Source organism: Agromyces sp. NSFZ (assembly GCF_056156205.1).
This window is the reverse complement of sequence record NZ_CM149585.1, coordinates 131,863-152,741: the sequence shown is the minus strand read 5'-3', so window position 1 is coordinate 152,741 and position 20,879 is coordinate 131,863. Positions and strand designations below refer to the sequence as shown.

The 20,879-nt window shown below is 71.6% G+C and carries 17 protein-coding genes; 10 read left to right on the top strand and 7 right to left on the bottom strand.

The genetic code is table 11. The annotated features are described in order from the left end of the window. Position 1: 1 nt before the first annotated feature. From ACVFI9_RS00695 to hemE, 3 genes are all read right to left on the bottom strand, one after another. On the bottom strand, positions 2-460 hold the full coding sequence (locus tag ACVFI9_RS00695; RefSeq protein WP_474764129.1) for a YtxH domain-containing protein: 459 nt from the start codon (positions 458-460) through the stop codon (positions 2-4). A gap of 132 nt (positions 461-592) precedes the next feature. Next, positions 593-2,146 (bottom strand): protoporphyrinogen oxidase, encoded by a 1,554-nt coding sequence (hemG, locus tag ACVFI9_RS00690; RefSeq protein WP_474764128.1) that lies wholly within the window; start codon positions 2,144-2,146, stop codon positions 593-595. Then, positions 2,143-3,297, bottom strand: coding sequence for a uroporphyrinogen decarboxylase (gene hemE / locus ACVFI9_RS00685; RefSeq protein ID WP_474764127.1), 1,155 nt, complete (start codon positions 3,295-3,297; stop codon positions 2,143-2,145). The genes hemG and hemE overlap by 4 nt, the downstream gene beginning before the upstream one ends. Before the next feature lie 132 nt (positions 3,298-3,429). On the opposite strand from hemE, the gene ACVFI9_RS00680 reads away from it, so the two are divergent. The 6 genes from ACVFI9_RS00680 to ACVFI9_RS00655 all read left to right on the top strand — a co-directional run bounded on the left by ACVFI9_RS00680 (position 3,430) and on the right by ACVFI9_RS00655 (position 10,302). After that, on the top strand, positions 3,430-4,389 hold the full coding sequence (locus ACVFI9_RS00680; RefSeq protein WP_474764126.1) for a DMT family transporter: 960 nt from the start codon (positions 3,430-3,432) through the stop codon (positions 4,387-4,389). A 240-nt stretch (positions 4,390-4,629) separates the two neighbouring features. Next, positions 4,630-5,343 (top strand): hypothetical protein, encoded by a 714-nt coding sequence (locus ACVFI9_RS00675; RefSeq protein WP_474764125.1) that lies wholly within the window; start codon positions 4,630-4,632, stop codon positions 5,341-5,343. Between the two features lie 119 nt (positions 5,344-5,462). After that, positions 5,463-6,521: a zinc-dependent alcohol dehydrogenase family protein gene (locus ACVFI9_RS00670; RefSeq protein WP_474764124.1), complete on the top strand. Its 1,059-nt coding sequence runs from the start codon at positions 5,463-5,465 to the stop codon at positions 6,519-6,521. Positions 6,522-6,569: 48 nt separating this feature from the next. Next, positions 6,570-8,192 carry a bifunctional AfsR/SARP family transcriptional regulator/alpha/beta hydrolase gene (locus tag ACVFI9_RS00665; RefSeq protein WP_474764123.1) on the top strand — a complete coding sequence of 541 codons (1,623 nt, stop codon included), beginning with the start codon at positions 6,570-6,572 and terminating at the stop codon, positions 8,190-8,192. A 59-nt stretch (positions 8,193-8,251) separates the two neighbouring features. Continuing rightward, complete coding sequence (locus ACVFI9_RS00660; RefSeq protein ID WP_474764122.1) at positions 8,252-9,622, top strand: glutamyl-tRNA reductase; 1,371 nt, start codon at positions 8,252-8,254, stop codon at positions 9,620-9,622. After that, positions 9,619-10,302, top strand: coding sequence for a GNAT family N-acetyltransferase (locus ACVFI9_RS00655; protein ID WP_474764121.1), 684 nt, complete (start codon positions 9,619-9,621; stop codon positions 10,300-10,302). The genes ACVFI9_RS00660 and ACVFI9_RS00655 overlap by 4 nt, the downstream gene beginning before the upstream one ends. A gap of 42 nt (positions 10,303-10,344) precedes the next feature. Here ACVFI9_RS00655 and ACVFI9_RS00650 read toward each other — a convergent pair whose 3' ends face one another. After that, positions 10,345-10,995 carry a hypothetical protein gene (locus ACVFI9_RS00650; RefSeq protein ID WP_474764120.1) on the bottom strand — a complete coding sequence of 217 codons (651 nt, stop codon included), beginning with the start codon at positions 10,993-10,995 and terminating at the stop codon, positions 10,345-10,347. Between the two features lie 109 nt (positions 10,996-11,104). Between ACVFI9_RS00650 and ACVFI9_RS00645 the strand changes: the two genes are divergently transcribed. Next, the gene (locus ACVFI9_RS00645) at positions 11,105-12,619 is read left to right on the top strand and encodes an HNH endonuclease signature motif containing protein (protein WP_474764119.1); all 1,515 of its coding nucleotides are present in this window, start codon (positions 11,105-11,107) and stop codon (positions 12,617-12,619) included. A 71-nt stretch (positions 12,620-12,690) separates the two neighbouring features. Here the strand turns inward: ACVFI9_RS00645 and ACVFI9_RS00640 are convergent, their stop codons facing one another. Continuing rightward, the gene (locus tag ACVFI9_RS00640; RefSeq protein WP_474764118.1) at positions 12,691-14,076 is read right to left on the bottom strand and encodes a glycine--tRNA ligase; all 1,386 of its coding nucleotides are present in this window, start codon (positions 14,074-14,076) and stop codon (positions 12,691-12,693) included. A gap of 115 nt (positions 14,077-14,191) precedes the next feature. On the opposite strand from ACVFI9_RS00640, the gene ACVFI9_RS00635 reads away from it, so the two are divergent. Beyond that, a complete protein-coding gene (locus ACVFI9_RS00635) occupies positions 14,192-14,566 on the top strand; it encodes a hypothetical protein (RefSeq protein ID WP_474764117.1) in 375 nt (124 codons plus the stop codon). 95 nt (positions 14,567-14,661) lie between these two features. Then, a complete protein-coding gene (locus tag ACVFI9_RS00630) occupies positions 14,662-17,247 on the top strand; it encodes a phosphatidylglycerol lysyltransferase domain-containing protein (protein ID WP_474764116.1) in 2,586 nt (861 codons plus the stop codon). Positions 17,248-17,261: 14 nt separating this feature from the next. Here ACVFI9_RS00630 and ACVFI9_RS00625 read toward each other — a convergent pair whose 3' ends face one another. Continuing rightward, complete coding sequence (locus tag ACVFI9_RS00625; protein ID WP_474764115.1) at positions 17,262-18,563, bottom strand: alpha-hydroxy-acid oxidizing protein; 1,302 nt, start codon at positions 18,561-18,563, stop codon at positions 17,262-17,264. A gap of 82 nt (positions 18,564-18,645) precedes the next feature. Here ACVFI9_RS00625 and ACVFI9_RS00620 point away from each other — a divergent pair, with 82 nt between their 5' ends. Beyond that, a complete protein-coding gene (locus tag ACVFI9_RS00620) occupies positions 18,646-19,053 on the top strand; it encodes an NUDIX domain-containing protein (RefSeq protein ID WP_474764114.1) in 408 nt (135 codons plus the stop codon). 21 nt (positions 19,054-19,074) lie between these two features. On the opposite strand, the gene ACVFI9_RS00615 is transcribed toward ACVFI9_RS00620, so the two are convergent. Next, entirely contained in the window at positions 19,075-20,874 is a 1,800-nt protein-coding gene (locus ACVFI9_RS00615; RefSeq protein ID WP_474764113.1) for a lipase family protein, read from the bottom strand. Between the last annotated feature and the right edge of the window lie 5 nt (positions 20,875-20,879).

Below are 20,879 nucleotides of genomic sequence, written 5' to 3'. Positions count from 1 at the left end.
GTCAGGCGCCCGAGGCCGCAGAAGACCCGGCGCCGGACCCGGACTCGGTGGGCGACGTGGCCGGATTCGTCGCCGTGCCGGTCGGCGGGGTCGGCTTCTGGCCGCGCGACGTCGAGCTGCGCTTCGCAGCGGTCGAAGCGGCGGGCTTCGAGGCGGTCGAAGCGGCGGGCTTCGAAGCGGTCGTGGTCGTCGTGGTCGTCGTCGTTCCGGACGTCGTGGATCCGGAGCTCTTCGTGGCGTTGCCGATGAGGCCCTTCACGCCATCGAGCACGGTTCCGCTGAGGTCGCCGACGCGCGTCTTCGCGAAGTCCTTCACGGTGTCGACGCCCTGCTGCACCTGAGGCTGGTTCCAGACGTTCAGCGCCGCCCTGCGGATCTGCTCGTATCGTTCGCGGCCGGCACGGGCTCCGAGCACGTACCCCGCCCCGAGCCCGACGACGAAGAGGATCTTGCCCTTCATGTGTGCACCCCATCTCCCCTGTACAGCGCCTGTGATCGCCACGGCGACCTTTCCAGCGTAGACCCCGGGAAACGGCACGCAAGGGGGTTGCGCGGCCAATATGCCGTTCTGGCTATGCGCGGCGCCGCCCGATCATGGGCCGACGTCGCCGGGGCGCACCGCCAGGTGCCGGATGCGACGGGCCGCCTCGAGGGCGTGCGGCACGACTGACGCCAGTCCCGTGCCGGCGACCCATGACCCGATCACCTCGATGCCGGGCTCGGCGGCGAGCACGTCCTCGAGGGTGCGCACCCGATCGCGCTGGCCGATCGTCGCGTGCGAGAGCGCGTCGCGCCAGGCGGTGCGGCCCGAGGCGCGAACCATGTCGGCGTCGAGGGTCGTTCCGAGCAGCGCGGCGGCGTCGGCTAGCGCGAGCGCGGCGACCTCGTCGTCGGTGCGTCCGTCGAGCGGGTTCGGTTCGCCGGCCCGCCCGTACGAGAGGCGTACGACGTGACGGCCGCCCGCGGCATCCGCGAGCCACTGCCACTTCGCGCTCGAGTGGGTGAGCGCCTTCGCGGTGACCCCCGGCGTGCCCTGCACGACGAGCACGCCCGTTCCACGCGGTGCGGCGTCGAGAGCGGGCGCGTCGAGCACGAGGGTCACGAGCTCGACGGATGCCGCGTGCGGCCAGTCCGCGGCCGTGGACCAGCCGAGCGACGCCTCGTCGAGGAGCCGGCGCGAGGCGTCGGACGGTGCGGCGAGGATCACGTAGGTCGCGTCGAAGCGGAGCGGCGCGTCGTCGGCGCGGGTCGCGTCGACGATCCAGCCGGGTGCGGGGGCATCCGGGTCTCGAGACGTGCGCTGCGCGCCCTCCTCGACGCCCGATCGCGCAAGCGAGGTGACCTCGGCGCCGGTCACGACCTCCACGCCGAACCGGTCGAGCTCGGACGCGAGCGCGTCGACGAGCCGGTGCATGCCGCCGCGCAGGCCGAGCACCGCGCTGCCCGCCTTGCGCGACTCGACGAGCTGGGCGACGCCCCCCGAGAGCGAGCCCGCCCGGGTCATCGCCTCATTGAGGCCCGGCGCGACCACGTCGAGGTCGAGCACGTTCGGGTCGCTCGAGTACACGCCGGCCGAGATCGGGGTGACGAGGCGATCGAGCACGGCCTGGCCCATGCGCGAGCGCACGAGATGGCCGAGGTTGGTGTACCGGCCGATGCGCAGGATCGGCATGACCCGGTCGGTGTAGGCGCGGATCGCGCCGCGCCAGCCGATGATGCGGCGCACGTCGTCGCCGAGCGGGTTGGCGGGGATCCCGAGGATGCCGGTGCGCGGCATCGGCGCGGCATCCGGAGTGCCGTTCGCGCCCCGCATCACGAGCCAGGCGCCCGCCGGGTTCGGCTTCTCGATCTCGTCGGACAGCCCCAGCGATTCGAGCAGCTCGGCGACCGCGCCTCCCCGCGTCGCGAACGACTCGGCGCCGCTGTCGAGCGAGAGCCCGTCGAGCGCGATGCGGCCCACGCATCCGCCGATGCCGTCGCGTCGCTCGAGCACGGTGACCTGCAACCCCACCTTGGCGCACTCCAACGCCGCGACGAGGCCGGCGATGCCACCGCCGACCACGACGACGTCCGCGGCGCGACGCTCGACCGGGAGCCCGGCCGGGCCGATCGGCTCGGCCGGCTCGGGAGCATCGCCCTCGCTCATACGCCGGCCTCGTGCACGAGCTCGACGACGCGGGTGAGCACGGTCGGGTCCGTTTCGGGCGGCACGCCGTGCCCGAGGTTGAAGGTGTGGGCCGGAGCCGACCGCCCGCGCGACAGTACGTCGAGCACCGCGGCCTCGAGTACGGGCCACGGCGCGGCGAGGAGCGCCGGGTCGAGGTTGCCCTGCAGCGGAACGCCCCGTCCGACCCGGAGTGCGGCGACGTCGAGGGAAATGCGGTAGTCGACCCCGACGACGTCGACGCCGATGCGGTGCATGGCGCCGAGCAGCTCGCCCGTGCCGACCCCGAAGTGCACGACGGGCACACGGCGGGTGCCGGCCGTCGTCTCGTACTCGAGGTCGTGCACGAACGACAACGCCTTCGCCGAGGCGGGCGCCACGTGGGTCTGGTAGTCGGCGAGCGAGAGCGCGCCCGCCCAGGAGTCGAAGAGCTGGGCGGCGGATGCCCCGGCCAGCACCTGCGTGCGCAGGAAACGGCCCGTGAGCTCGGCCGTCCAGTCCATGAGGGCGCGCCACGCGCCGGGATCGGCGTGCATGAGCGTGCGAGCGGCGAGGTGGTCCTTCGAGGGTCCGCCCTCGGCGAGGTAGGCGGCGAGCGTGAAGGGTGCGCCCGCGAATCCGATGAGCGGCGTCGCGGTGCCCGAGCCAGCCTGCCCTGAGCCCGCCGAAGGGGCCGTCGAGTTCAGCTCGGCGATCGTGCGCTCGACCGCCTCGGTGATGGGGCCGGATGCCTCGTCGAGCCGCGCCGGGTCGATGCTCGTGAGCTCGGCGACGGCCGCGGCATCCGCATAGCCCCTGCTGAAGACGGGGCCGCGACCGGGCTGGATCTCGACGTCGACGCCCACGAGCTTCAGCGGTACCACGATGTCGCTGAAGAAGATGCCGGCGTCGACCCTGTGGCGACGCACCGGCTGCAGCGTGATCTCGCTCGCCATCGCGGGGTCGAGGCAGGCGTCGAGCATGCGCGTGCCGACGCGCAGGTCGCGGTACTCGGGCAGCGACCGGCCGGCCTGGCGCATGAACCACACCGGGGTGGTGTCGCTCCGCTCCCCTCGGTAGGCGCGGATGAGCCGTGAATCGCCCGTGAGGCCGGCGGACAGGGGGTGCTGGGGGGAGAGGATCACGCGTGACATTGTCGCCCATCGGGCTGGGGGCATGCCGCGCACGAGCAGCGGAGCGACCGCGACCGTCGTGTTTCCGCCTTCCTCCCGCAATCCGCTGCCACATCGATCCGGGGCATCTGCCCACCGAACTAGCGTCGCACTGTGAGCACCACCACTCCACCACGCGCAGCCTCGGTCTCCCCGCTCGTCTACCTCGCAATCGCCGTGACGATCCTCGCCTGGGCGAGCGCGTTCATCGTCGTTCGCAGCACGGCGCCGCACTTCACCCCCGGCGCGCTCGCGCTCGCGCGGCTCATCGTCGGTTCCGTGCTCCTCACGCCCCTACTGCTGCGAAACCGCTGGGTCGCGCCGACCCGACGTGAATGGCTGCTCCTCATCGGCTTCGGCGCCCTGTGGTTCGGCGGGTACAGCATCCTGCTCAATCTCGCCGAGCAGACCCTCGACGCGGGTACGACGTCGATGATCGTGAACATCGCGCCGATCATGATCGCCCTCGGCGCCGGAGTCCTCCTCGGCGAGGGCCTGCCCCGATGGCTCCTCATCGGCACGGGCGTCGCCTTCGTGGGGGTCGTGCTCATCGGCCTCGGCTCCGGCGGCTCGGTGGTCGGCGCCGGGATCGGCGTGCTCTGGGCGCTCATCGCGGCCCTGGCCTACACGGCCGGCGTGCTGTTCCAGAAGCCGGTGCTCACCCGGCTGCCGAACGCGCAGGTGGTCTGGACGGGCGCCGTCATCGGGATGCTCGTCTGCACGCCGTTCACCGGCGAGCTCGTGGCCGGCCTCCACTCGGCCCCGGTCGAAGGATGGCTCGGCGCCGCGTGGCTCGGCGCGATCCCCACCGCGCTCGGCTTCACGACGTGGTCGTACGCACTCTCGCGGATGCCGGCCGGCCAGCTCGGCGTCTCGACCTACATCGTGCCACCGGTCACCATCGTGCTGAGCCTCATCCTGTTCGCCGAGGTGCCCGCCGTGCTCGCGATCGTCGGCGGCGTGATCGCGGTGGTCGGGGTCGCGCTGTCGCGTCGGCGGCCCGCGGCATCCGTCGTGGCATCCGCCGATCAGGAGGCGCCGGTGGGCGAGCCCGCCTTCTCGAAGGAGATCTGAGGAGTCCTCGCGGAGTGCGGAATCGTTCGCCGGATGTCCCGTCGACGCGCGTTTCCCTCTGTCGTAAGTGATGTCCTGCGCGGTACGGTGGGTCCCGTCGTGTTTCCCCCGCATGACGACGTGCCGGCCCGCGGCACGCCTCCGCACCCACGGAGAAGAAGACATGTCGCACATCGTGTCGAGTCAGCCGCCCATCCCTCATCGACGAGCCCGGATGTCCCGCCCCCACGGATCCGCCCGATGAACGCCGCCACCCCGCATCGCGTCACGGTCACCGTGCTCGTCGGCCTGGCGTCCATCGCCGTGATCGCCGGCCTCGCCGCCGCGTCCCCCGAGCTCGAGCGGCTCATGCCCCGCCTTCCCGCGGTACCCACGACGAGCATCGGCATCGGCCTGGCGGCCGTCGGCGTGCTCACGGTCGTGATCTCGCTCGTCGTGCAGCTCGGCCGTTCGGCGGCCACTCGTGCGCGGCGGAACGCCCTCGCGTCGACGGTGCGCGGCGAGCTCAGCTGCGGCATCCGGAACCGACTGCTCGTGCAGCGCCTGAACGAGCTCGACGACACGGGTGCCGTGCGCCTCGGCGCGCGCTACTCGATCGTCGTCGACGAGCTGGGCGTCGCGTTCTGGAACGGCGCCGGCCGGCCCCGCCGCGCGGTGCACTTCCCGTGGCGCGAGGTGCGCAACATCCGCGCCGACTCGATGGTCGTGGGCGGTTCGGTCGAGCACGTGCTCGTGCTGCGCGTGCGCCACAACGGTTCGAGCGTGGAGCTGCCGGTGCTCCTCTCGGCGGGGCGCTTCGGCCGGTACGCGATGAGCGACGCGCCGTTCTTCGCCGTGGTACGCAGCTGGAAGGCGAAGCACCGCGCCGCCCTCGCCGCCGAGGGCCTCGAGCTGCCGCCGCTCACGGCGCCCATCCCGGTGATCCGTCCCGAGGCGGCCGGCGCCCGGCGCTGAGCGGGGGCGTCAGGCCCTCGACGGGACGTTCGTCCCTCCTGCCCGCGCCGCGGGGTCGTTGACTGGTGCGGTCACGCCGGATCCTCGGCGCGACCGAGGAGCCGGAACGGGGGAAGCACATGAAGGCGCTGGTCTACAAGGGTCCGGGGAAGATGGGCTGGGAGGACGTGCCCGACCCGGTCATCCAGCATCCGACGGACGTGATCGTGCGCATGGAGGCGACGACCATCTGCGGCACCGACCTGCACATCCTGAAGGGCGACGTCGCCGCGGTGCAGCCCGGCCGGGTGCTCGGTCACGAGGGCATCGGCGTCATCACCGAGGTCGGCAGCGGCGTCACGCAGCTCGCGGTGGGCGACCGCGTCATCCTCGCCTGCATCAGTGCCTGCGGGCTCTGCTCGAACTGCCGGCAGGGGCTGTACAGCCACTGCCTGAGCCCCGAGGGCGCCGAGGGCATCGGGTGGATCTTCGGCCACCTCATCGACGGCACCCAGGCCGAGTTCGTGCGCGTGCCGTTCGCGGAGAACTCGGTGTACAAGGTTCCCGAGGGCGTGAGCGACGCCGAGGGCATCCTGCTCTCCGACATCCTGCCCACCGGATTCGAGATCGGCGTGCAGTACGGGCAGGTCAAGCCCGGCGACGTCGTCGCCGTGATCGGCTCGGGGCCCGTCGGCCTCGCCGCGGTCATGACGGCGCGGCTCTACGGTCCCTCGCGCGTGGTCGCCATCGACCTCGACGACGCGCGCCTCACTCGCGCCCGCGAGTTCGGCGCCACCGACACCGTGAACTCCGGCGCCGGCGACTGGAAGGAGCAGGTGCTCGCGACCACCACCGACGGCCTCGGCGTCGACGTGGCCATCGAGGCGGTGGGCATCCCGAGCACCTTCACGATGGCGACGGAGCTCGTGCGACCAGGCGGTCACGTGGCCAACGTCGGCGTGCACGGGCGCGGCGTCGAGCTGCCGCTCGACCGTCTCTGGATCCAGAACATCGACATCGCCATGGGACTCGTGAACACGAACACGCTCGGGATGCTCCTCAAGCTCGTCGCGGCCAAGAAGCTGCCGGCCGACAAGTTCGTGACCCACACCTTCACGTTCGACGAGGTGATCGAGGCGTACGAGGTGTTCGGCAACGCGGCGCAGCACAATGCGCTGAAGGTGCTCATCACTCGCTGATCGATCGCCGATCGAGGAGGGCTCGCCTGGCGCGAGTAGGATGCAGCCGTGGTGCCCAGCCCCGCCGCGCGTCACGACGACGAGTTCGCTCGGCCGCCGCACCCCGGCGATCCGACGGTCGATCGCATCGTCATGCTCGGCACGTTCTCCGTCGCGCTCGGCGGGCGAACGGTCGATCCGGCGCACTGGCGGCGACGATCGGCCGCGAACCTCGTCAAGGTGCTGGCGCTGGCGCCCGACCGGCGGTTGCATCGGGAGCAGCTGATCGAGATGCTCTGGCCGGATGTCCCCCTCGCCGACGCCGCGCCTCGCCTGCACAAGGCGGCGCACTTCGCGCGTCGGGCCCTCGGCGGCGAGGCCTTCGCGTGGGTCGGAGACACGCTCGCCCTCCTGCCCGGCCGTGAGGTCGAGGTCGACGTCACCCGGTTCGAATCCGCAGCCCGGGCGGCGCTGGAGAGCGGCACGGGTGTGGACGAGGCGCTCGTGCTGTTCACCGGGGAACTCCTCCCCGAGGACCGATACGAGTCGTGGACCGTCGCCCGACGGGAGGCGGTCACCCACCTGCATCGACAGCTGCTCCGCGTCGGCGAGCGATGGCTGCAGCTCGTCGCCGAGGATCCGACCGACGAGGAGGCGCGCGTCGCGCTGATGCGTGCGCACGTCGAGCGCGGCGACCGGGCCGCTGCGCTCTCCGAGTACGAGCAGCTCGCGGCGGTGCTCGACGAGGAGCTCGGCATCGAGCCCGGCGACGACGCTGCAGCGGTGCATCGCGCGGCGCTCGCGCTTCCTCCGCGAGCCATCGGGCGGACGCGACCCGACCACCTGCCCACGCAGGAGGTGCGCTTCTGCCACGCCTCCGACTCGGTGCGACTCGCCTATGCCGTCGTCGGCTCCGGTCCTCCCCTGGTCAAGGCCGCGAACTGGCTCTCGCACCTGGAATACGACTGGGAGAGCATGCTCTGGCGGCACTGGCTGCACGCGCTCACGAGCGACTACCGCGTGCTGAGATACGACGAACGCGGCTGCGGGCTGTCGGATTGGGACACGACCGCCTTCACGCTCGACACGTGGGTGGAGGACCTGGCTACGGTGGTGGACGCCGCAGGGTACGACCGCTTCCCGCTGCTGGGTGTCTCGCAGGGGGCGGCGGTGGCCGTCGAGTACGCCGCCCGGCATCCCGAGCGGGTCAGCGCCCTCGTGCTGTACGGCGGATACCTGCGCGGGAGGGCGGCTCGGGCCCGCAATGACGACGAGATCCGCTTCGCTCGGCTCCTGCCCGATCTGGCCGAACTCGGCTGGGGCCGGGACGAGCCCACGTTCCGGCAGGTGTTCGCCGCACGCTTCATGCCCGAGGGCACGCGTGAGCAGTGGGACGAGTTCAACGAGCTGCAACGACGTACCACCTCGCCCGCGAACGCCGCGCGCTTCATGCGGGGCTTCAGCATGATCGATGTCACGGACGCTGCGAGGCGAGTGGCCTGTCCGACGCTCGTCGTCCACGTCCGCGGCGACCTCGGGCCACCGGTCAGCGAGGGGCAACTGCTCGCCTCGACCATCCCCGGGAGTCGATTCGTCTCCCTGGACGGGCACAACCACCTGATGCTCGCCACCGAGCCGGCGTGGCCCCGTTTCATCTCCGAGATGAACCGGTTCCTCGCGGAGGTCGGCTGAGGCCGTCATCATCGGTCTCCTCGTTCGGAGCCGCATTCGACGGCGGGTAGAATCCCATCGTGCTCATCTGCCTCACCGCGAGTCACAAGAATGCCGCGTTCGACCTGCTCGAGCGTCTTTCGGCGAACGCGGAACACGCAGCACCGCGCATCCTCGAGGGTCATGACGCCGTGCATGGTGCGGTCGTCGTCGCCACGTGCAACCGCTTCGAGGCGTACCTCGACCTCGACGCTCCCGAAGGCGAGTCCCCGGTGCCCGCCGTGCAGGAGGCGATCCGGGCCGTCGGCACGGTCGCGGGCCTCGAGGCCGATGAGCTGCGCGCCACCTTCGGCTTCGTGCACGGCAACGCCGTCGCGGGCCACCTCTTCTCGGTGGCCTCCGGCCTCGAATCGGTCGTCGTCGGCGAGGGCGAGATCGCGGGGCAGGTTCGGCGATCGCTCGAACGCGCGCGCAAGGAGGGCACCACGACGCCCGCCCTCGAGCGGCTCTTCCAGCGCGCCTCGCAGACCTCGCGCCGGGTGAAGAACGAGACCGGCATCGGCGGCGAGGGCCGCTCCCTCGTGCGCCTCGCACTCGACCTCGCCGAGAGCCGCGTCACCGACTGGGCCACGACCCGCGTGCTGCTCGTCGGTACCGGCCGCTTCGCCGGCGCCTCGCTCGCCGCGCTCCGCGACCGCGGCGTCACCGACGTGCGGGTGCACTCCCCGTCGGGCCGTGGCGCGAAGTTCGCCGCGAGCCACGGCATCGAAGCGGTGCCGCGCGGCGAGTTCTCCACGGCCGCCGCAGACGTCGACATCATCGTGACCTGCACCACGGCCGAGCACCACGTGGTCGACAAGACGCTCATCGCGGTCGGACGCGAGCAGCTCGAGGCATCCGTCGCCCTGCTGCCCGGCGGCGGCGCACCCGTGCGCGACGTGCGCCAGCTCGTGATCGACCTCGGACTCCCCCGCAACGTCGCGCCCGACGTCGTCGAGGTACCCGGCGTCGACCTGCTCGACCTCGAGACCATCAAGATCCACGCGCCGCTCGAGGAGTTCGGGGCCACGGATGCCGCGCGCGAGATCGTGAACCGCGACGCGCGCGACTTCGGCGACCTCGGCGAGGAACGCGACCTCGCCCCCGCGGTCGTCGCACTGCGACGGCACGTGTACGACATCCTCGACGGCGAGATCGCCCGGGCCAGGTCGCGCGGTGACGACGACGGCCGCACCGAGGCGGCGCTGCGGCACATGGCCGGCGTGCTCCTGCACACGCCCATGGTGCGCTCGCGCGAGCTCGCCCGGGCCGGCGAGCAGACGGCCTGGATCGACGGCCTCGAGGCGCTGTTCGGGGTGAAGCCCCACGAGACCGAACGTACCGAACGCGTCGCTCGTGCCAATGAATCGGATGAGACCGGGGCCGCCGGAGCCGCAGGCGCTGCGTCGTGAGCGCCGAGCGCGCGGCATCCGGCCCCGACGCCGATCGGGTGGCCGCTGCCGCCGCCGACGGACCGCCGGCCCTGCGCTTCCCCTACGACGCGAGGCGGCTCGTCGAGCAGCCGCTGCGCACCCAGCGTCTCGTGCTGCGTCCGCTCGAGGCATCCGACGCTGCCGACGTCTACGAGTACCAGCGCCTGGCCGAGGTGATCCGCTACCTGCCATGGCCCGAGCGCGAGCGCGCCGAGGGCTACGAGCACACGGCGAAGCGCGCGGCGGGTCGGATGCTCGCCGCCGACGGCGACTTCGTGTTCTTCGCCGCCGTGCTGCCCGGCACGCCGGCGACCGACGATGCCGGGCGGGACCGCATCATCGGGGATTTCATGATCCGCGTCTCGAGCGTGCAGCACGCGCAGCTCGAGCTCGGGTGGGTGCTCCATCCCGACTTCCAGGGTCGCGGGTTCGCGCGCGAGGCGGCGCAGGCGCTGCTCGACTTCACGTTCGAGACGCTGAATCCCCACCGCGTGCAGGCGTTCCTCGACGCGCGGAACGGGGCATCCGCCGCACTCTGCGAACGGCTCGGGATGCGTCGCGAGGCGACCATCCTCGAGGAGGAGTACCACGACGGCGAGTGGCAGGACACCGCGATCTACGGTGTGCTGCGTCGGGAGTGGGCGGCCGCGCGGGGCTGAAGCGGGGTGCGGCTGCGTGGAGTTGAGAGCTGAGAGCTGCGGCTACAACGTCTCCCAGAGCGGCCGCACGTGACGTGACGCCGCGACGATCGCGTCGCCGTCGAGCGTCGTGGTCGTGATCGGGATGCCGAGCCGAGCCCACTCGGCGACGAGCGTGAGATCGCCGCGCAGCGGATCCGGTGCCCACACCCAGAGGCCGTTCGAGCCGGTCGACGTGCGGTCTCCGCCACTGCCTCCGCCGTGCCGTGGCATGATCGTCGGCGGTTCGGGTGCCGCAGCGTGCGGCTCGGCGAACGAGAAGTCAGCTGCGTGCACCTTGCTTCCGTCCGGCAGCGCGAGTCCGAATCGCAGGCGCGTGTCCCGTTCTCCGGGCTGACGGCGGGCAGCGTGCCAGGGACCTCCCATCGCGGAGTCGGTGAGCTGCCGCCATTCCCAGGAGTCCTCATCGCGACGGCGGAGGAACCAGTCGACGTGCACCTCGAAGCCGACGCTGAACACGCGGATCTCGCGAAGGAGAACGACCGTCCCTGCGGTCCGCGCGAGCACCGCGTCGTGCAGGAGGCGCGCCGGCAGTTCGTCGTCGGGCGCCTCCAGCCATGCGGGCGGGCGGAACTGCTCGGGTTCGGGGCGGTTGGCGGCCGCCGCATCCTCGTCGTCGAAGAAGCCCCCGTCGCCCACGCTGATCACCTGCATGACGGCACCCTATGTGCGACCGATCCTCCCCAGCACCCCGGATTCCACAACCTCTCCACACCTGTGGGAACATGCGTTCGAGTGTCGGTAGCTCTGGCGAGAATCAGACATGCCCGATTCCCCGTCCGACCTGGCCGATGTCGCCAGTCGCCTCGTCGGGCGCGAGGTGTCGTCGGGCACGTTCGTCCCGCTCGATGACGCCGCGCTCCTCGTCGCCGTCGAGGAGCTCACGGCGCTGCGGCATGAGGTCGAGCGCTGTCAGGCGATCGCCGTCGCCGAGGTCGCCCGGCGATCGCGGGTGGCGTTCGGGGTGCGCGGACTCGCCCGGCGCTCCGGGCATGCGGGCACCGGTCAGCTGGTGCAGTCGATCACGCGATCGTCGAAGCGCGAGGCGGTCGCGCTCGTGCGCGTCGGGCAGATGATCGCCGAAACGGATGCCGCGGTCGCACTCGAGGCGCAGCGTCGCTCTGACCCCCTCCTCGCCGAAACCGCCCCCGCCTCTCCCCCGCCGTGGTTCGCCGCACTGGGCACCGCCGTCGCGAGCGGCGTCGTGTCCGTCGAGGTGGCGTCCGCGATCCGGTCCGGCCTTGGCGAACCCGGTGGAGATGCCGACGAGGCGGCGCTGGCCGCACTGCTGCCGGCCCTGCTCGACGAGTGCCGGTCACTGCATGCAGACGCCGCACGCCGTGCCGCGAGGCAGGCGCGCGACCGAGTCGACGCTGCGAGCGTCGTCGCGCGAGCCGAGCGGCAGCGACACGATCAGTACTGGCGGCTCTGGGTGAAACCCGATGGCATGGTGCGGGGCGAGTTCGAGCTCGAACCGCATGGCGGCATGCTCGTGAAGGCGGTGTTCGACCAGCTCACGCATCCGCGTCGCCTCGACACGAAGACCCGTCGCGGGTTCGGCGACGCCGCGCGCGGCGACGCGAACTACGCCGCCGCGCGGGCTGCGCGCGAGCGCGAGGCCGCAGAGGGTCTGGTGCAGCTGCTGCGAGCCGGTGCGAGCGTCGATCCCGGGCGGCTCCTCGACGAGCGCAAGCCCTCGGTCCGCATCATCGTGAACGCCCATGCGCTTGCGACCGGCGAAGGCACGGGCATGATCGAGGGCCACCCCGACCGCATCCCGCTCACCGACGTCCACACCGGGCTGTGCGAGGGCGATGTGCCGTTGAAGTTCAGCGACGACGGAGCCTGTCTCGACCTCGGGCGCGACGAACGGCTCTTCACCGAACGGCAGAAGGTCGCCCTCGGCGTGCGAGACGGCGGCTGCATGGATCCCGACTGCACGCGGCCTCCCTCCTGGACTGAGGCGCATCACATCGATCACTGGCATCGCGACGAGGGTCGCACCGACCTCGCCGACGGCATCCTGCTCTGCCGCGGAGATCACCTCCGCTATCACAACGAGGGGTGGGAGGTGCGCCGCGAGGGCGCCGTGTACTGGCTCATCCCGCCACGGGGGGTCGATCCCGACCGCACTCCTCGGTTGATGAGATCGAAGACCCCGTCCGACATCCTGAACCCGGTCGATCCGGCCCGATTGCCCGAGTCGGTCGTGCCGACCAGCTCATCGCGACGTGCCGCAGACGCGAGCGAGCGAGAACCGGCCCTGCTCGCGGGGTAGGACTCTGCCTGGTCTCGGGGAGGAGTGCGTCCGCGGCAACGCGCCCGACGACGCCTCGCGTTCGGCGACCCCTACGCGCCGATCAGGCGCGACGCCAGGTACCCCTCGAGCTCGGCGATCGGCACGCGCTCCTGCTGCATGCTGTCGCGCTCGCGCACCGTGACGGCGTTGTCGTCGAGCGAGTCGAAGTCGACCGTGACGCAGAACGGCGTGCCGATCTCGTCTTGGCGACGGTACCGGCGACCGATGGCACCGGCGTCGTCGAAGTCGACGTTCCAGTACTTCCGCAGCGTCGCCGCGATCTCCCGCGCGAGCGGCGACAGGCGCTCGTTGCGGCTGAGCGGCAGCACCGCCGCCTTCACGGGAGCGAGGCGCGGATCGAGGCGCAGCACCGTGCGGGTGTCGACACCGCCCTTGGCGTTCGGCACCTCCTCGACGTCGTACGCGTCGACGAGGAACGCCATGAGCGACCGGGTGAGACCCGCCGCCGGCTCGATGACGTACGGGATCCAGCGCTCGTTCTTCGACTGGTCGAAGTACGAGAGGTCCTTGCCGGAGTGCTCGGCGTGCGTCGAGAGGTCGAAGTCGGTGCGGTTCGCGACGCCCTCGAGCTCACCCCACTCGCCGCCCATGAAGCCGAAGCGGTACTCGATGTCGATCGTGCGCTTCGAGTAGTGCGACAGCTTGTCCTGCGGGTGCTCGAACAGTCGCAGGTTCTCGGGGTCGATGCCGAGGTCGGTGTACCACTTCCACCGGTAGTCGACCCAGTAGTCGAACCACTCGTCGTCGGTGCCCGGCTCGACGAAGAACTCGAGCTCCATCTGCTCGAACTCGCGGGTGCGGAAGATGAAGTTGCCCGGCGTGATCTCGTTGCGGAACGACTTGCCGATCTGGCCGATGCCGAACGGCGGCTTCATGCGCGACGCCTGCAGCACGTTGGCGAAGTTCGTGAAGATGCCCTGCGCGGTCTCGGGACGCAGGTAGTGCAGGCCCGACTCGTCCTGCACCGGACCGAGGAAGGTCTGCAGCATCATGTTGAAGTCGCGCGGCGGCGTCCACTGGCCGCGCGTGCCGCAGTTCGGGCAGACGATGTCGCCCATGCCGTTCTCGGGCGCGCGGCCCTTCTTGTCCTCGTACGCCTCGAGCAGGTGATCCTCACGGAAGCGCTTGTGGCAGTGCAGGCACTCGACGAGCGGGTCGGTGAAGACCCCGACGTGACCGGATGCCACCCACACCTGCTTCGGCAGGATGACGCTCGAGTCGAGGCCGACGACGTCGGCGCGGCTGGTGACCATGTAGCGCCACCACTGCCGCTTGATGTTCTCCTTCAGCTCCACGCCGAGGGGACCGTAGTCCCACGCAGACCGGGATCCGCCGTAGATCTCGCCCGCCTGGAAGACGAAGCCCCGGTGCTGGGCGAGTGCGATGACGGATTCGAGACGGCTGGGTGCGGCCACGGTGGCTCCAATGGTCCTGATGAGATCGGGGGATTGCCCGGAAACGACACGGTGTCACCATCCTACGGGCGCTACGCTGTGCCCCAAGACGACGCCGGGGCCGAGGGGGGCGAAGGTGTGGGATCTCCTGTTCGATCTCGACGTGGCGAATGGCCCGTTCGTGATCGCGATGTACGTGATCGCGGCCGCCTTCGTCGTCTACCTGCTCGGGCGCGGTGACGGCTGGTCCTGGGTGCTCACGGTGATCGTGCTGCTCATCGTGGGCGCGATGATCGGCGGCGCAGGGCTCTGGATCGCCGCGAACCTGCTCGACCTGTTCGATCGCCCGATCCCGGATGCCGCGTGGTGGTGGCTGCCCGCGGCATCCGCCGGCATCATGCTCGCCATCTGGAACCTGTGGCACTCGAGGTGGTGGCGGAAGCTCATCGCCGTTGTCGCGATCCCCGTGTTCGTGGTCACCGCGCTGCTCGGCACCGCCGCCTTCTCCTGAATCCGGCATCGAGCGATGCTGGGAGCCGGGTCCGCGTTGCTGTACCCACGACTGGGACTCGCGGCATCGTGACCGCGACGAGCAGTATGGGCGACGTGCCGAGTGACGGGGTCGACGCCGAGCCCACGGGCCGCGTGCGTTCGAACGCCGAGGCGTTCGGCGTGTTCATCCGTCGCGTCCCGTTCAGCCTCGCCCTCGGCGCCGCGCTCATCGCGACGGCGACGGTGACCGGAACCCTCTTCGGCGGCGCCTCCGAGGCAACGGCACGAACGTGGGCGGCCGGCGTCACCACGACCGTCGAGAACGCCCAGTGGTGGACGGTCGTGACGGCGCTGTTCATCCCGTCCGACCCGTTCCAGCTCGTGGTCGGCCTGCTCGCAGCCGTGACCCTGCTGGGCATCGCGGAACGAGCGATGGGATCGTTGCGCACGATGGGCGCCTTCGGCGCGACGGGCATCGTGGCCGTCGCCCTCGGCACACTGCTGCAATGGCTCGGCTCCCTCGCGGGCGAGTGGTGGGCGACCGGCACGGCGTCCGACCTGACGCTCGATCCGCTCACCGGCGTGGTCGGCGCGCTGATGTCGGCGACGGCGTTCCTGGGGGTGCTGTGGCGCCGCCGCATCCGCATCGTGACGCTCGCCGCCATCCTCGTCTTCGTGCTGTACGACGGCGACTCGTCGAACGTGTACCGGCTCATCGCCGCGATCACCGGCATCTTCCTCGGCGCGCTCCTCGCCGGCGATGCCTCGACGCTGCGCGCCCACCGGAGCTCGCATGCCGAGACTCGCACGCTCGTCGCCGCGATCGTCGCCGTGACGGCGCTCGGACCGATCGTCGCGCTCGTCAACCGCACCGAGCTCACGCCGTTCAGTTTCGGCTCGTACCTCTTCGCCGACGAGCCGATCGACCTCGACACGGTCGCCTCGCAGTGCGACGCCGTGGCGAGCCCGCTCGGCGAGCCGTGCCTCAGGCAGCTCGCCCTCATGAGCGCGCAGGGGTTCGGGATGTTCCTGCTGTCGTTCGTGCCGGTGCTCCTGCTCCTCGTCGCAGCATTGGGCCTGCGCGCCGGGCGCCGTTTCGCCTGGGGACTGGCGATCGCCGTGAACGCGGCGATCCTGCTGTTCGCTCGCACCGCGTACGAGGTGACGGTCACGACCGCCGACGTCGATGACGGCACCTGGTCGGTGTTCGACGTCGGCGAGCTCATCGCGTGGATCGTCGCGAGCCTCGCCCTGCCGATCGGCATCATCGCCATGCTCGTGGTGACGAGGCGACACTTCCAGCTGCGAACGCCGGGAACGGCCCTCGGCCCCTTCGTCGCGACGGTCCTCGGCGCTCTCCTCGCACTGGGCGCGCTGTACTTCATCGTCGGGCTCGCGACGATCGGCGAGTACTGGCCCGCGGCGACACCGTGGGACGTGCTCCTCGACACGTTCAAGCGGTTCGTGCCGCCGCATTTCCTCGCCGTGGTCGACCCGATCGTGCTCCCCGGCCATGACGTCACGGGATTCCTGTACCAGGTCGTCGGGCCGGTGTTCTGGGCGATCTTCATCGTGGCTGCCGTGCTGCTCATGCGGCGGACGAAGCGGGAGACGGGGTTCGCCGACTACCTCCGCATGCGGGCGCTCCTGCGGCGCACCGGTGCCGGCACCTTGGGGTTCATGGCCACTTGGCCGGGCAATGCCTACTGGTTCAGCGAGGACCGCGAGGGCGCCGTGGCCTATCGCGTGATCAACGGCGTCGCGATCGCACTGTCGGACCCGATCTGCTCACCCGGTGACGTGGGCCGGGTGGTCCGGGAGTTCGCCGCCTTCTGCGACGCGAACAGCTGGACTCCGGTCTTCTACAGCGTCCACGCGGAACACCTGCCCGTGTTCGAGGAGCTCGGCTGGCAGCACATGTCGGTCGGCGAGGAGACGATCGTGCGCACCACGGGTCTCGAACTCACCGGCAAGCCTTGGCAGAAGGTACGGCAGGCGCTGAACCGCGGCATCAATGCGGGCATGACCACGGTCTGGACGACGTGGGACGACCTGCCCCTCGCAACGGTCGCGGAGATCACCGCGATCTCGGAGGAGTGGGTCGCCGAGAAGGAACTGCCGGAGATGGGCTTCACGCTCGGCGGCCTGGACGAGTTGAAGGACCCCGAGGTGCGCCTCATGCTCGCGGTCGATCCCGACGGCCGGATGCAGGCCGTCACCAGCTGGCTCCCCGTCTACCGAGACGGCGGCGTCATCGGCTGGACGATCGACTTCATGCGCCGCGCCGACGGCAGCATGAACGGCATCATGGAGTTCCTCATCGCGTCCGCCGCCCTGCACATGAAGGCGGAGGGCGCCGAACTGCTGAGCCTCTCGGGCGCGCCGCTCGCGACCAAACCGCTGGCCGCCGGCGAAGCACCGCCCGAGCCGACCGTCATGACCCGACTGCTCGAGTTCCTCGCGCGAACGCTCGAACCCGCCTACGGTTTCTCATCCCTGTTCCGCTTCAAGGCGAAGTTCAATCCCGACTACGAGACCATCTCGATGGCCTACCCCGACCCCCTCGCACTGCCCGGCATCGCCCTCGCCATCGGCAGGGCGTACCTGCCCGAGATGTCGCCGAAGGAGGCGGTGGCGCTCGCGCGCACCCTCTCGAGCGGTGCAGCCGCGAGCGCGAGCGGCACGACCGCGAAGGGGTGACGGATGCCGCCGCCTCAGGCGGCTCGCAGCGAGTCCCGTCCGATCTCGCCGACGGAGCGATGCCCCGCGAGCGCCATCGTCACGTCGAGCTCCGCGACATGGTTGCGCACCACCTCGCGCACCCCGTCGGCACCGGCCACCGCGAGCCCGTACGCGTAGGGCCGGCCGATCCCCACGGCCGTGGCGCCGAGGGCGAGCGCCTTGAATGCGTCGGCGCCGCCGCGCACTCCGCTGTCGAGCACGACGGGGACGCGGCCTGCGACGCGCTCCACGACCTCCGGCAGCGCGTCGAGCGTCGCGACCGAGCCGTCGATCTGGCGACCGCCGTGGTTCGACACCACGAGGCCGTCGACGCCCTGGTCGAGGGCCCGGCTCGCGTCATCCGGGTGCACCACGCCCTTCAGGAGCACCGGCAGCGCGGTCCACTCGCGGAGCTTCGCGAGCGAGTCCCAGGTCAGCGTCGGGTCGGCGAACACGTCGAGGAAGGTCTCGACGGCCGCGCGGGGCAGCGGGGAGCGCAACGCGTCGCGCACGCCGCCCTCGACGAGGAGGGTGCCCGAGCCCGAGCGCGCGATCGCGAGCGCCGACGCCAGGAGCGTCGGCGTCACGCGCGGCCGTGCACCCCCGCCGCCGCCTCGACGCACCCGCTCGCGCACCAGTTCGGCGAAGACCGGGTCGCTCGTGTACTGGGCGATGCCCTGTCCGCGCGTGAACGGCAGGAACGCCGCGTCGAGGTCGCGCGTGCGCCAGCCGAGCAGATGCGTGTCGAGCGTCACCACGACGGCCTCGCAGCCCGCCGCCTCGGCACGCCGCAGGAACGAGGCGTTGAGCTCGTCCGACGCGCTCCAGTACAGCTGGAACCACCGGGCGGCGTCGCCCATCGCTGCGGCGACCTCCTCCATGGGCCGCGACGCCTGGTTCGAGAGCACGTAGGGGACGTCCAGCTCGGCGGCGGCCCGGCCGACCCCGACGTCGGCGTCGGCGTGCGCGAGCTCCGCGACGCCGATGGGCGAGAGCAGGAACGGCGTCGCGCGGCGTCGACCGAACAACTCGATGGAGAGGTCGCGGTTCCCCACGTCGCGCAGTACGCGCGGCCAGATCCGCCAACGGTCGAATGCGGCGCGATTGGCCGCCATGGTCGCCTCAGAGCCGGCGCCGCCGGCGAGGTACGCGAACGCCTCGCCCGGGATCGCCTTGCGGGCGGCCCGTTCGAGCGCCGCCGGGTCGATGGGCACCGAGGGCTTGCGCCCGCTCACCCCCGCCCGGAACACCTCGGACTGCACGGCTCGCACGTACCCGCGGTTCTCGTCGCTCATGCTCGCTCCTTCGCTCGCTCGCTTCCTCGCGACCGGCTGCGAGTCAGCGTAGCCCCCGCCACGGCCATCTAGGGTGGAACGGATGCCGCACCTGCCCGACCTGATCGTCGCCGCCATCGCACTCGTGCGCGACCGGCAGGTGCTCATGGTGACCGCTCGCGACCGCGAGGTCTACTACATGCCGGGCGGCAAGGTCGACGAGGGCGAGTCCGCGGCCGAAGCCGCCGCGCGCGAGGCGTTCGAGGAGGTCGCGCTCGTCCTCGATCCCGAGGCGCTCGAGGAGCTCTTCGAGGTCGTCGTCCAGGCGCACGGCGAGCCCGACGGCCGGCTCGTGCGCATGCGGGTGTTCCGGGCCGAGACGGATGCCTCCCCCGCCGCGTCCGCCGAGGTGAGCTCGCTGCACTGGGTGACGACGGCCGACACCCGTCGCTGCCCGCCCGCGGGTGCCGAGGTGCTGCGTCGGCTCGCGGCATCCGGAATCATCGACTGACCGACGCGGTGGGTCGGGCGGTCAGCAGGTCGAGATCGGATCCGCCCCTGCGAGCCGGGCATTCGTCCACTCGATCAGCTCGTCGATGAGGGGCGACGCGTCGTCCACGAGCTCGAGATGGCCGAGGCCGGGATAGCCGCGGTAGTCGACTGCGAACCCGGCGTCGCAGCGCGCCCGCACGTAGGCGTCCTGCACCGAGGGTTCCACGAGCGGATCGGCGAGTCCCTGCGCGACGAGGAGCGGCGCGTCGATCGCGCCACGCGGCGTGTTCTGCTCGAGCCGCGCCCCGAAGGGCCCGGTCGTGGGATCCCGGTCGAACACGGGTCGGTCGCGCTCGATCGAGAGCGCCGCGAGCACCGAGACGAGCACGCCCGGTTCCGAGAGGCACCGCGTCGACATCTCGCGCACGAGCCGCTGTGCGGCCGGCGTGACGTAGTCGGTGCTGCGCACGTCGCCATACGCCGCCGTGTAGGCCGCGGCGACGTACGAGGCGAACACGCTGCCGCCCGTCACGTTCGGCAGGTGCTCGGTGAGGCCGACCGGATCGCTCGCGGGCGCCATGGCTGCGACGCCCGCGAGCGGGACATCCGGGGCGTACTCCGTGGCGATCTCGCCGGTCCAGAGTGCGGCGTGCCCGCCCTGAGAGTGACCCCAGACGACCGTCTCGTCGGAGAGCTCCACGGTCTCCAGCTCGCGCGCCGCGCGCACCGCGTCGAGCACCGAACGGCCCTCGCCCTCGCCGATGAGGTAGGGCTGCGGACCGGGCGTGCCGAGGCCCGCGTAGTCGGTGGCGACGAGCACCCAGTCCTCCGCGATGATGCGGTCGAGGGCCGGCAGCGCACCCGCGGCGAGCGCGTCGGGCACGATCGACGGGGCGCACGGTTCGGCGAAGCCCGTAGTGCCGTGCGCCCAGGCGATGACCGGTCGGCGTTCGCCGTGGCCGTCGGGGCCGCCCTCGGCCGACCGCACCACGATGCCGCTGGAGAGCGCCGGCTCGCCCGTGTGATCGGTGGTCGTGTACAGGATGCGCCACGCCACCGCGTCGTCGGGGATGCCCGTGCGGAACGGCTCCGACCGGATGAGCCGGCCGGGCTCGTCGGGCACCCCGCCGACCGTCGCGAACGCATCCATGATCGGCGCACCGGCGCGAAGCTCGGAGCCGACGAACGCGGCGACGACGGCGACGGCGAGCGCGGCGACGGCGGCGGTCACGCGGCCGAAGCGCGCGAGGCGGCCAGGGCGCAGGCGGGCGGCATCCGCTCCCTCCCCTCCGCCCCTCGCCGTCGCGAGGCCGCGCCAGACCTCGCGCACGCCGAAGAACACCGTTCGGGCGCCGAACAGCACGGCCACGACGATGAGCGTCGCATCGGGCCACTGCAGCGCGACCACGCCGAAGATCAGGTCGGCCACCGCGAGCAGCGCCGTCGCAAGGCGCTCGTCGACCGTGCCGCGTACGGCCCGCAGCAGGCGGATCCCCCCGCCGACGATGAGGGCGACGGCCAGCGTGGGCCCGAGCAGGTCGATCGAACGCCCCAGCCACACGAGCACCGCGACGCCGAGCAGCACCCAGGCGACGCCGAGCGCGACGCCGAGCGCCGGGGTCGCCGAATCCCTCGCGTCGAGCGCGTCGGTGACCCCCGAGACGACGAGGGAGAGGCCGATGTAGACGGCGAGCACGGCGAGCGACGACAGCGGGCGCGTGATGAGGAGCACGCCGAGCACGACGGCCGCGACGCCCACGACGATCCGGAGCCACCACGGAGCGCGCACGAGCAGGCCCGGCACTGCCCGAACCCGGCGCCAGGCGTTCCCCTGCGGCATCCGGC

Coding starts and splice junctions, on each gene's coding strand:
- ACVFI9_RS00645 (WP_474764119.1), top strand. CDS start 11,105: ATGCCCGATTCCCCGTCCGACCTGGCCGATGTCGCCAGTCGCCTCGTC.
- ACVFI9_RS00625 (WP_474764115.1), bottom strand. CDS start 18,563: ATGAGCGACGAGAACCGCGGGTACGTGCGAGCCGTGCAGTCCGAGGTG.
- ACVFI9_RS00670 (WP_474764124.1), top strand. CDS start 5,463: ATGAAGGCGCTGGTCTACAAGGGTCCGGGGAAGATGGGCTGGGAGGAC.
- ACVFI9_RS00620 (WP_474764114.1), top strand. CDS start 18,646: ATGCCGCACCTGCCCGACCTGATCGTCGCCGCCATCGCACTCGTGCGC.
- ACVFI9_RS00615 (WP_474764113.1), bottom strand. CDS start 20,874: ATGCCGCAGGGGAACGCCTGGCGCCGGGTTCGGGCAGTGCCGGGCCTG.
- hemG (WP_474764128.1), bottom strand. CDS start 2,146: ATGAGCGAGGGCGATGCTCCCGAGCCGGCCGAGCCGATCGGCCCGGCC.
- hemE (WP_474764127.1), bottom strand. CDS start 3,297: ATGTCACGCGTGATCCTCTCCCCCCAGCACCCCCTGTCCGCCGGCCTC.
- ACVFI9_RS00695 (WP_474764129.1), bottom strand. CDS start 460: ATGAAGGGCAAGATCCTCTTCGTCGTCGGGCTCGGGGCGGGGTACGTG.
- ACVFI9_RS00650 (WP_474764120.1), bottom strand. CDS start 10,995: ATGCAGGTGATCAGCGTGGGCGACGGGGGCTTCTTCGACGACGAGGAT.
- ACVFI9_RS00675 (WP_474764125.1), top strand. CDS start 4,630: ATGAACGCCGCCACCCCGCATCGCGTCACGGTCACCGTGCTCGTCGGC.